We start from the raw sequence: 11630 nt of genomic DNA on the forward strand, positions 1-11630 counted from the left end.
TAACCGAGCACGCGCCGGGAAGCCGGAGCGGTGGCGTCGGTCATGCAAGGGCTGTCATGCACCGAAATCGCCATGACATTGCAGGTCGCGCCGGCTTCCAAAAACGGTAAGGTCGCGCGACCGAACTCTGTTGAGGCAAACCCAATGTTGCGATCCCTGGCGTGTTTCCTGGCCCTGCTGCTCGCGACCGTCGGACCGGCACTGGCAGCGGATGGCGACCGCCGTGCCTTCGTCATCAAGAACTTCGCGCTCGAAAACGGGGCTGTCCTGCCTGAGGCCAAGGTCATGTACGCGACCTACGGCACGCTCAACGCCGCGCACGACAATGTCGTGCTGCTGCCGTCGCATTACATGGCCGATTCGCACGGCTATGAATGGCTGATCGGCCCGGACAAAGCGCTCGACCCGAAGAAATATTTCCTCGTCGCGACCGAGCTGTTCGGCAACGGCAAATCGTCCTCGCCCAGCAACGCGCCCGCGCCGTTTGACGGGCCGCGTTTCCCGGTCACCAGCATCCGCGACAATGTCGCTGCGGTACACCGGTTGCTTGGTGAGGCGCTCGGCGTGCGGCATTTGCGCGCGGTCGTCGGCTTTTCGATGGGTGGTGAGCAGGCGTTCCAGTGGGCAGTCACCTATCCCGACTTCATGGACCGCATCGTCGTGACCTCGGCCACCGCCAAGACCTGGCCGCACGGCATCGTCCGGCTGGAAAGCCAGATCATCGCGATCGAGAGCGATCCGGTCTTTGCTGGCGGCGAGTATAAAGTGCAGCCGAAAAAGGGCCTGCAGACGTTCGGCGCGATCTGGGCGGGATGGCTCTTTTCGCAAGGGTGGTGGCGCGAAGAATTGTGGCGCGCTGGCGCACCTCCCGCGACGACGTATCGAACCGTGTTCGATGGGCTGTACAAGGACTTTATTCCCGGCGCGGACGCGAACGACCTCATTTTGCAGATGCATACTTGGGAAGAGCACGATGTCGGATCGACACCGGGCTTTGACGGCGACACGAAAAAGGCGCTCGGATCGATCAAGGTCCCTGTGCTGTACATGCCCTCTGCGACCGATCTCTATTTCCCGGTCGACGATGCGCAGTACGAGGCCAGGTTCATCCCGCAGGTCACGCTGTTGCCGATCCCGTCGCTATGGGGCCACACGGCGGGGGCTGCCAGCAACCCGGCAGACGCGAAGTTCCTGAACGACCATATCGGCGCCTTTATGCGCGCAGGTGCGACGACCGGTTGAAACTTTCACGCCGCCGGCAATGGCAGCGCTTTGCCGAAGACTCCGTGTGTGCCACGCTATCGCTGACAGAGGCGACAATCGCATGTGTCGCTCGAAGTCTGGACTTGGGACCGTATGCGCAGTGAACGCGATGGCTTGTTGGCGCGGAACAGAACGATTGCGCCGGTCGATTATCAACGCTGGCTGATTCCGCCCTGCGCGCTTGCGATCCATCTGTGCATCGGCATGGCCTATGGGTTCAGCGTGTTCTGGCTGCCGCTGTCTCGCGCCATCGGCGTCTCCAGCCCGATTGTGTGCCAGAAACTGACCTTGCTGCAGGCGATGACAACCGTAACCTGCGATTGGCGGGTCAGCGACCTGACCTGGACGTACAGCCTCTTTTTCGTCGTCCTCGGCATGTCCGCGGCAATTTGGGGCGGCTGGCTCGAACGCGTCGGCCCCCGCAAAGCCGGCGTGGTCGCTGCGTGTTGCTGGGCAGGCGGCATGGCGATTGGCGCGATCGGCGTATCGATCCATCAATTGTGGTTGCTGTGGCTCGGCGCCGGACTGATCGGCGGGATTGGTTTGGGCATCGGCTATATTTCCCCGGTATCGACGCTCATCAAATGGTTTCCGGACAAACGCGGCATGGCGACCGGTATGGCGATCATGGGCTTTGGCGGGGGTGCCTTGGTCGGCTCGCCGCTCGCTGATGCGCTCATGAAGCATTTCGCCAGTGCGGCGGGGGTCGGCGTTTGGCAAACCATGCTCGTTCTGGCGGTCCTCTACCTGATCGCCATGCTCGCGGGCGCGTTCGGCTATCGCGTCCCGCCCACGGACTGGACGCCGCGCGGTTGGACCGCCCCACCGCGCGCGGTGATGAGCACCGGGACCTATGTCGATCTCAAGGACGCCCACCGGACGCCGCAATTTTGGCTGATCTGGACCGTATTGCTGCTGAACGTCTCAGCATCGATTGGTATCATCGGCATCGCCTCACCCATGGTCCAGGAGATTTTCGCCGGCCGCTTGATCAGCCAGCCGGAATTGTCGTTTCTTCAATTCGACGATGCCCAAAAGGCAGCGGCCGCGGCGGTTGGTGCCGGCTTTGTCGGACTCATTAGCCTGTTCAATATCGGAGGACGCTTCTTCTGGGCGGCGATGTCCGATCGGATCGGGCGGAAAGCTACGTATGCGATCATGCTTGCACTGGGGGCGGCGCTGTATGGAACGGTGGCACCCTGGTCGGCCGAAAATGCGATTCTGCCCATCTTCGCGCTCACCTTTGCCTTTATCGCATCGATGTATGGCGGGGGATTTGCGACCGTGCCCGCTTACCTCGCCGATACCTTCGGCACGCGGTTCGTCGGCGCTATCCACGGTCGGCTGTTGACGGCCTGGTCGGTGGCAGGGGTGCTCGGCCCGTTGATCGTGAGCACGATGCGAGACACGCGCATCGCTGCGGGCACCCCGTGCGCGCTGATCTACCCACCGATCTTTTTGGTCTTGGCGGGTCTTCTGGTCGTGGGGTTTGTCGCAAACGTGTTTGTAAGGCCCGTCGCCTCGCGGTTTCGGACCGACACCGCCGAGCCAGTTTCGAGCGATCCCACCCACGCCGATGCGACCGCGCCGGCTTTAGCGGTAACGCCGGGGCGAAGGCGGATGGCCGTATTGCTCGCCTGGGCGGCGGTCGGGCTTCCGCTTCTTTGGGGCCTGTGGACGACAGCGACAAAAGCGTCGGCGCTGCTTACGGCTTGGTAAAGGGCTTTGCTCTGCCCGACCTGAACCGATCGGCGGTGACCGGCAGGGTTCGGGACGCGATGGCGGCCAAGGGACGTTCACTGACCCGGCAACGCGGCGAGTGCGGCTGGCAATGCACGCCGCCGGTAGCGCTGCCGTCACGCTCCGCAGCGTTTCCCCAACCGGTCACACCCAAGCGACGATGCTCAGCAAAACCCCAACCGCCGCTGACCCACCCGCGCCCCATAGCAGCCAGCGGCGCTTGGTCAGCACGGTGATCGATGCCAGCGCAATCGCCACCTGGATAAAGGTCATTGCGATCGCGAGCTTGGTGTGCGGGGACAAGGCCCGCCGCGACTCGGCGTCGGCGTCCTCGGATTTGCGGTCATAAGTTTCTGCCTTGGCCCGTAGCTGCCGAGCTCGCTCCGCATATTTTTTCGCGTCGGCGGCAGCTGCGTTTGCCGACGCCGGGGCCAACGTCGCGACCGTCTCCGCCAGATGGTGCTTGATATCCTCGGCCTGGTAATAGGCCCAGCTGTCTGACGCCCGCGCCTTCATCAGCACCGCTTCGTTCTTGTAATACAGCGCGTCGTTCTGGGTGTGCCCGCCAAGGAAACTGACGATCGCGCCGAGCGTGGCGAGCACGGCCGAAAACAGCGCGATCCGCTGGCTCAGCGGGTCGGGATCGCGCGCATGGTCTTCGATTGCGGCGTCATGGGCACCGCGAATGTCATAATCGTCCTCGGGCATGGCGCCGTCCTATCGTCTCAAAACTATCGGGGAGCGTGAAATGTTTAGCGGTGAACCCAGATGCGATCGTGCCCCAGATCGAATATCACCCGGACATGCCGGAATGCGTAAAGACCGATGATCGGTTTTGGCCCGTCGCGCACCTCGGCATTCGCCAACACGACCCCTCCGACGGTTACCGCGCGCTCCGCAGCCAGTCCCGGCATGACGACGCCGGTTGCCCGGGACAGGTCGAGCACGGCACGCACGGGAGCGCCGCTCCCCGCGGCGAGCGCGACGGACAGGCTGCCGTCCGGCGCATGGCGAAGCGCGATCGGCTTTGCGCGGCGCTCAAAATGGGTCGCCTCGCTCGCCGAGAGCGGCCGCAGCGCGTGGTGCGCGAAATCAATCTCGATCGGATTTTCGCCGAGCACATCCTGCCCCAGTCGGATCTGTGCGCCTTCGCTCGGTTGCGCTTCGACCGTGGCGATCTGGGCATGGATCGTCTCAGCGCGGAGGTGGATTTTCAGGTCAGAACTTCCGTGACGGGCTTTGATCCAATCGGACAAAGCGGGGCTGATTGCCGTAGTCCACGCGCCCGGCGCGATCGCGACGCGCACCGTCTTGTCGTCAACCCGGCCGCTCAACACCAAAGTTGCGCCGATCAGGATGAACGTGCCGCTGGTTGCTCCGATCGGCCCCCCCATTATCGCTCTCCCACAACGCCGCCGCCGGCCGCCTGAAATATCGCAACGGTATCGCTCAGGCGGGCCGCGCGTGCCTGGATGCGTTGCGCGCGCGCTTGGGCATCGGCGGCTGAGGCGTTGAGCAAGGCCAGCGTACCGACATCGCCCAGCGCCAATTGCCGCCGGATATAGCCGAGCGCGCGCGCCGAGGCGTCGCTGGCCCGTGCCGCGGCATCGAGCGCGTCAGCATCGGTGCGCAGCCCGGTCAGCGCATCGGACACCTCGCCAAAAGCCTGGAGCACCGATGCCCGATATTGCGCCTTCGCCCCGTCGAGTGCGGCTTCCGCCGCGCGTTGCTGATGGCGCAGCGCCCCACCGTGAAAGATCGGCTGCGCCAAGCCGCCGATCAACGTCCAGAACGGATTACCGTTCTGGACCAGGTCGAACACCTGCTGCGCCGCACCGCCGCCGCTCGCGCTCAATTGCAGGTTCGGCAGTCGCGCGGCGATCGCGACCCCGACATCGGCACCAGCGCCTTCCAGTTGCGCGCGTGCCGCGCGCACGTCCGGGCGGCGCGCGACGAGCTCGGACGGAATCGCCAGCGGCACATCGTGTGGCAAGGCCAGCGCGGCAAGATTTGGCAAGGGCGGCAGATCGCGCCCCGCCGCCCGACCAAGCAACGTGCCGATGAGCACGCGTTGATGCGCTTCTGCGCGGACCAGCGATGGCAGCGCGGCCTCGGCCGTGGCGAGCGCCGTCTCCTGCGTGGCGATATCGGCGGCACCAATCGCGCCGAGCCGCTGCCGCCGCAGCTGGTTCTGCAGGATATCCTGATTGATCGACACGCTGGTCTGTGCCGCGTCGATTTGATCGGCAAGCGATGCGCGCTGGATCACTGCGACGATCAGATTGGCAACCACCGTCGCCCGCGCCGCATCAAGCCGGTATCGCGCGACATCGGCCGCGGCCCGCGCCGAGCGGATCCGCGCACGGTTCCCCCCGAAAAGGTCGGGACCATAGCTGATCGTGACCTGCGCGATGTGCAGCGTGTAGAGCGATTGCGTGCCATCGGTCACGGCCGGGGCGAGCGCATGGGAGACGCGCGTCCGTTGCGGTTGAAAGGTTGCGTCGACTTGCGGCAGGGCCGAACCGGCGATGGCACCGGCCTGTTCGCGCGCCTGGCGCAAGGCGGCGTCGGCCATGGCAAGGTCGGTCGCGTGTTGCAACGCGTCGTCCACCAACGTGTCGAGTTCGGGCGAGCCGAACGCCCGCCACCAATCTTTGGCTACCGCGTTGTCGTGCGTGATTTGCTCCGGGCCGGCGCGAGGGGCGAAGCGTTGCGGCTCTGCGGGCGGTGGTAGCACCGCGTGGGCGTCCAGAATGCGCGGCCCGACCGCGCACCCCGACAGCATCGGCACCATCGCGAGCAGGGGAAGGGCCCAGCGCGTCATGCCGGCGTCGCCTCGGGATCCATCGCTTGCGTTGGATGATGTCCGACGTCGCGTCCGTGCGCGCCACGATCTTCGGGCTTCACCCGCCGCGAGAAGCGATCGATCAGCACCGGCAGCAGCAGCAGGATCAACACCGGCGCCAGCGTCATGCCGCCGACGACAACCAGCGCGAGCGGCTTCTGGACCTGGCTACCGATCCCGTTCGACAAGGCCGCCGGCAGCAGCCCGATCGCCGCGACCAGGCATGTCATCACGACCGGGCGCAAACTGTGGCGGACGGTTGTCGCCAGCGCGGCTTGCCGGTCGGCATGTTCGTCGATCGCCTGGTTATAGGTGGTGACCACGAGGATTCCGTCCATCACCGCGATCCCGAACAGCGCGACGAAGCCGATTGCCGACGAAATGCTAAAGGCTGTCCCGGTCAGCGCCAGTGCGAGAACGCCGCCGATGATCGCCATCGGGATCGCCGAAAAGGCCAACAGACTGTCGCGGATCGAGCCGAAATTGGCGTACAACAGGAGCAGAATCAGCAGCAGGCTGATCGGTACGACGATTTCGAGGCGGGCGACCGCATTGTTGAGATTATCGAGTTCGCCGGCCCATTCGAGATGATAGCCCGATGGCAGGGGGACGTTGCGGGTGATCCGCGCGCGCGCCTCCACGACTGCACCGCCGAGATCGCGCCCGCGCACCGAGAATTTGATCGGGATGTAGCGCTCCTGATGCTCGCGATAGATGAACGAGGCACCCGAGGTGAGCTTCACATCGGCGACTTCGGACAAGGGTACCTGGATTGTGCCAGCGCCGTTCGGGGCTGGCGCGCCAATGGGGATGCGGCGGATCGCGTCGATCGTATCGCGTTGTTCGGATTTCAGCCGAACGACGATCGGAAAGTGGCGATCGGTGCCCTTTTCATAGAGCTGCGCGCTCGACTGTCCGCCGATTGCGGCCGCCACCGTCGCATTGATATCGTCCGGCGTCAGGCCATAGCGCGAGGCGCGCGCGCGATCCACGTCGATCCGCACCGTTGGCTGACCGAGCGACTGAAACACGCCGAGATCAACGATGCCCGGCACCTTCGCCATCTGATCCTTGATCGCATCGGCGTATTTTTCGAGCGTTGCCAGATCGGGGCCGAACAGCTTGATCGAATTGGCCCCCTTCACCCCAGAAGCGGCCTCTTCGACATTGTCCTCGATATATTGGGAAAAGGAAAAATCGACGCCGGGGTAGTGTGCCTGCAGCTTCTTTGATAGCGCTGCGGTCAGTGTTTCCTTGGTGACCCCGGCGGGCCAATCGCCGAAAGGCTTTAGCGGCACAAAGAATTCGGCGTTGAAGAAGCCCGTCGAATCGGTGCCGTCATCGGGCCTGCCATGCGCCGAAAGAACCGATTCGACTTCGGGATACCCGGCGATCATCCGGCGCACGCCATTGACGACGGGTTGCCCGGCCTCAAGGCTGATCGAGGGCGGCAGGCTGGCGCGGATATACAAATTGCCCTCCTCCAAATGCGGGAGGAACTCGATCCCGAGCGAGCGTATGCCGATCACCGCGGCGCCAAGCAGCAGCACGCCGCCGCCGATGGAGAGCACACGATTGCCGAGCGCGAATGCGGCGGCGGGCTCGTACCAGCGGCGCAGCCGCGCGACGATCCAAGTCTCCGCTTCCGACAATCTGTCGGGGAGCAGGATCGTCGCGAGCACGGGCGCGACCGTGAACGTCGCGATCAGTCCGCCGGTGATGGCATACGCATAGGTCTTGGCCATCGGGCCGAAGATGTGGCCCTCTACGCCGGTGAGCGTGAACAAGGGCAGGAAGCTGGCGATGATGATCGCGGCGGCGAAGAAGATGCCGCGGCTGACTTCACTGGTCGCCCCCAGCACCGCCGAGAAGCGGCTGGCATGGGTATAGTGCCCGCGTCCGCTTTCGACATGGCCCGAGCGCTCGACCATATGGCGGAAGATGTTCTCGACCATGATGACGCTGGCATCGACGACCAAACCGAAATCGAGCGCGCCGACCGAAAGCAAATTCGCGCTTTCGCCCTGCAGTACGAGGATCAGGATCGCGAAGGCGAGCGCGAACGGAATCGTCGCCGCGACGATGATCGCGCTGCGCAGATTGCCGAGAAAGACCCATTGCAGGAAAAAGATCAGCGCGATCCCGGCGATCAGATTTTCGAGGACGGTGTGGATCGTCAGGCGGATCAGATCGGAGCGGTCATAGATGCGGTCGAGATGGACGCCGGGGGGCAGGATACCCGACTCGTTGATGTCGGTGACTTCCTGCTGCACCGCTTCGATCGTCGGCATCGACTTTGCGCCGCGCTGCATCAACACGATGCCCTGGACGATGTCGTCCTCATTATTATAGCCCGCGATGCCGAGGCGCGGGGCGTTGCCGATCTGGACGTGCGCCACGTCTTTCAACAGGATCGGCTGACCGCTGGCGGTGCCGACCAGCACGTTCTCAATCGCTGTCGGCGACTGGATCAACCCGACCCCGCGGACAATCGCCGACTGCGCGCCGAAATTGATGGTCTGGCCGCCGACATTGCCGTCGCTTTTGCCCAGCGCAGCGAGCACCTGGCCGATCGCAACGCCATGCGCAGCAAGCCGATCGCTATCGATCACGACGTCATAGGCGCGCAGCTTGCCGCCCCAGCCCGTTACGTCGATGACGCCGGGAATTCGCTTGAAGCGCCGTTGCAACACCCAATCCTGCAGGGTTTTCAAGTCCATCACCGAATAGCCGGGCGGCGCGCTGATCTTGTAGCGATAGATTTCCCCGACCGGGCTGGTCGGCGAGAGCGTCGGCTGCGCACCGCCGCTAAGCGGTGGTAATTGCGACAGGCGGTTGATGACCTCCTGCTTTGCGGCATCGTTGGTCAGATCGTAGCTGAACTGGATTTTCACGTCGGACAGGCCGAATAGCGAGATCGCGCGGATCGCGGTCAAATGCGGAATGCCCGCCATGCCGACCTCGATCGGGATGGTGACGTTGCGCTCCATCTCCTCGGCCGAAAGCCCTTGCGTCTGCGTGATGACCTCGACCATCGGCGGCACGGGATCGGGATAGGCCTCGATATTGAGGTTCCAGAAGCCCACCGCGCCCGCGACGAGCATCGCTGCAAAGATGCCGACGATCAGCAGCCGCTGCCGCAGCGAAAACGCGACGATACGGTTCACGCGCCGAGGCCCGCCTCGTTGACGAACAGCGCACCCGCCGTCACGACCCGCTCACCGGCCTTAAGCCCCGAGACGATGACGATCGCACCGTCCTGCTCTTCGCCGGCGACGATCGTCCGCGCTTGTAACAGCCCGTCGGGGCGAACCACCCACACCCGCGCGACAGTGCCTTCGTGGATCACGGCGGCGGCAGGAAGGTGCAAGACGGTGCCACGTTGCGGCCGCTGGATCGAGAAGCTGGCGAACATTTGTGGTTTGAGCGCGCCGTCGGGATTGGTGATCGTCGCACGCACCGGCATGCGGTGCGTCTGCGGGTCGAGCGCAGCACCGACCAGATCAATCGTCGCGTGGAAGCTCCGGCCCGGCAAAGCGGGGGTCGTCACCGTCACGCCGTCGCCGACATGGACGGCGTTGGCATCGCCTTCGGCGATTTGCGCGATCAACCAGACATGGGATGGATCGGTGATCGTCATCACCGGCTTGTCGCCGCCTTGCGAGACATATTGGCCGGCCGAGACGTCTCGCGATGCGATCAGCCCCGCGATCGGTGCGTGGAGCGTCGTGCGGTCGTGAATGCCGGAAACTTCGCTGGCGGCTTCGAGCCGCGCGATCTCGCCCGCCGACTTGCCAAGGATCGCAAGCTTGTCGCGTGCTGCGCCCAGCGCCGCGGCGGTCGTGCGCGCGGTTGCTTGCGCCGCGATCAGATCGGTCTGCGCTTGCAGATAATCCTTTTGCGCGCCGCCCGCGGTCTCGAAGATTTGGCGCTGTCGCTCGGCATTGCGCGTCGCGGTGGCGAGCTGGGCCTGCGCATTCTGAAGCGCTGCGCGTGTCGCGAACAAGCCGCTGCGCGCGTCGATGAAATCGCTCGTCTTGACCAGCAACAGCGGCTGCCCCGCGCGGACATATTGCCCCGCATCGGCGAGCACGCGGACAATTTGACCGGCGTAGGGCATCAGGACCGGCGTGCTGCGATCCCCGTCGACGGTGATCGCACCGCTCGCCAGCGTGCGGTCGTCGGATGCTGCATAGCCAATCCGAACCGTTTTCAGGGCGGCCATCTGATCGCCCGTCAAACGCAACGTGCCGGGTGGGGTGATCGGCGGCGCGGCCGGCTCGCGATGTACAAGCGCTGCGATTGCCAGCCACAGCAGCAGCACGCCAATCCCGACGACCGTAAACACGATGAGCCAACGGACCTGATCGCGCCGCGAGAGCGCCTGCGTCGCCGGGAGGGATTGAGAGGGAGGGGAACCGTGCATCATCAGCCCTGTCAGGTCGGGGCTGGCACCGGTAGGCACGCTGGCTTACAGCGCGCTTACAAATTGCTGCATTGCGGAAAGTCGGACGATGCGGATCCTGCTGATCGAGGACGATGACACGGTCGCGGTGCCGCTGATCGATGCGCTTTCGCGAAGGGGGGTGTCGGTCGATCGCGCCAGCCGCGCCGAGGAAGCCGAAGGGTATCTGGCCGCGATCGACTATGCCGCCATTTTGCTGGATCTCGGCTTGCCCGATGGGGATGGCATCGCGCTGCTTGCGCGGATGCGCCGCGAAGGCGACAATCGACCGGTGCTCGTTCTGACGGCGCGCGGCGCGATCGATGCGCGCATCCTTGGCCTGAACGAAGGTGCCGACGAATATATGGTCAAGCCGTTCGACGTGGACGAGCTGCATGCCCGGTTGCTCGCGGTCCTGCGGCGGCGCGATGGGTATGTCGGCAAATCGCTGCGCTGCGGTGCGCTCGAGCTCGAGCTGCAGACTCGGGCCGCGTCGATCGGATCCAAACCGCTCGCGCTCTCTGTGCGTGAAACGCAATTGCTCGAGCTGTTGATGCGCCGGGCCGGCAAGGTTGTCGTCAAGCGCGTCGTCGAAGATCAGTTGTTCGGCCTAGACGGGGATTTGGGGTCCAACGCCGTCGAGGTCTATGTGCATCGCCTGCGCAAAAAGCTCGAAGACGTCGCCAGCGGCGTTCGCATCGAGACGGTGCGCGGTGTTGGTTACATGCTCGTTCCCGTCGCATGAAAGTAGCCGCGCCGCGGTCGCTGCTCGGTCAGTTTATCGCGCTACACGCGGTGATCGCGGTGGCTGCTGCAGTCATCTTGTTCGCCAGTGCCACCACATTGCTGCACCAAACCGCCGACCATTTTCAACGCGATCTTTTGCGCCGTCAGGCTGCGGCATCGGCGGTGGCGTTGGAAATCGACCCGCCTGGTGCCCGCAGCGTGACCTTGTCCAACGGCATGGCGGTGAGCGTGATCGGTAGCGATCGCCGCGTCGAGAAATCCTATGGCCCGGCCCGCCCAGAGGTGGTGCCCGCAGCCCCGCTGGGGGCGACGGCCCAATTCTTTCGCATCCGGGCGATTGAAGGATTGAGCGTGCCCCGAAAAGGCGGCTGGATCGTCGTATCGCAGGACGACGCTGACCCGGCCGTCGTCACCGACGATATCGTTCGCAGCTTTCTGCCGCGGTTTGCGCTGATCGGCTTGCCGATCGCGGCGCTTGTGCCGCTGATCGGGGCGTTATTGGCCAGACGAATGACCCTCCGGATGCGCGCCGTATCGCTCGTCGCTGGACAGATCGGCCCGAAATCGCTCGACATCCGTTTGCCGCTTGGC

General features: G+C 64.5%; 8 protein-coding genes and 1 pseudogene. 4 read left to right on the forward strand and 5 right to left on the reverse strand.

Going from position 1 to position 11630, the window contains the following annotated elements:
- Nucleotides 1-144 precede the first annotated feature (144 nt).
- Both ABWP09_RS09240 and ABWP09_RS09245 read left to right on the forward strand, forming a co-directional pair.
- Nucleotides 145-1242 (forward strand): alpha/beta fold hydrolase, encoded by a 1098-nt coding sequence (locus ABWP09_RS09240; protein ID WP_353204856.1) that lies wholly within the window; start codon nt 145-147, stop codon nt 1240-1242.
- A gap of 114 nt (nt 1243-1356) precedes the next feature.
- A complete protein-coding gene (locus ABWP09_RS09245; protein WP_353204857.1) occupies nt 1357-2982 on the forward strand; it encodes an OFA family MFS transporter in 1626 nt (541 codons plus the stop codon).
- A 165-nt stretch (nt 2983-3147) separates the two neighbouring features.
- On the opposite strand, the gene ABWP09_RS09250 is transcribed toward ABWP09_RS09245, so the two are convergent.
- The 5 genes from ABWP09_RS09250 to ABWP09_RS09270 are packed head-to-tail and all read right to left on the reverse strand — an operon-like array spanning nt 3148 to nt 10274.
- Nucleotides 3148-3711, reverse strand: coding sequence for a DUF4337 domain-containing protein (locus ABWP09_RS09250; RefSeq protein WP_353204858.1), 564 nt, complete (start codon nt 3709-3711; stop codon nt 3148-3150).
- Between the two features lie 44 nt (nt 3712-3755).
- Nucleotides 3756-4397, reverse strand: coding sequence for a hypothetical protein (locus ABWP09_RS09255; protein ID WP_353204859.1), 642 nt, complete (start codon nt 4395-4397; stop codon nt 3756-3758).
- The gene (locus tag ABWP09_RS09260; RefSeq protein WP_353204860.1) at nt 4397-5827 is read right to left on the reverse strand and encodes an efflux transporter outer membrane subunit; all 1431 of its coding nucleotides are present in this window, start codon (nt 5825-5827) and stop codon (nt 4397-4399) included. Before ABWP09_RS09260 ends, ABWP09_RS09255 begins: the two co-directional genes overlap by 1 nt.
- Nucleotides 5824-9015, reverse strand: coding sequence for an efflux RND transporter permease subunit (locus ABWP09_RS09265; RefSeq protein WP_353204861.1), 3192 nt, complete (start codon nt 9013-9015; stop codon nt 5824-5826). The genes ABWP09_RS09260 and ABWP09_RS09265 overlap by 4 nt, the downstream gene beginning before the upstream one ends.
- A complete protein-coding gene (locus ABWP09_RS09270) occupies nt 9012-10274 on the reverse strand; it encodes an efflux RND transporter periplasmic adaptor subunit (protein WP_353204868.1) in 1263 nt (420 codons plus the stop codon). The genes ABWP09_RS09265 and ABWP09_RS09270 overlap by 4 nt, the downstream gene beginning before the upstream one ends.
- An 88-nt stretch (nt 10275-10362) precedes the next feature.
- Between ABWP09_RS09270 and ABWP09_RS09275 the strand changes: the two genes are divergently transcribed.
- Nucleotides 10363-11037, forward strand: coding sequence for a response regulator (locus tag ABWP09_RS09275; protein ID WP_353204862.1), 675 nt, complete (start codon nt 10363-10365; stop codon nt 11035-11037).
- Nucleotides 11034-11630 (forward strand): annotated as a pseudogene (locus ABWP09_RS09280) (sensor histidine kinase); the annotation flags it as partial. The gene ABWP09_RS09275 and the pseudogene ABWP09_RS09280, both read left to right, overlap by 4 nt.

Source organism: Sphingomonas sp., from assembly GCF_040398505.1.
GTDB lineage: Bacteria > Pseudomonadota > Alphaproteobacteria > Sphingomonadales > Sphingomonadaceae > Sphingomonas.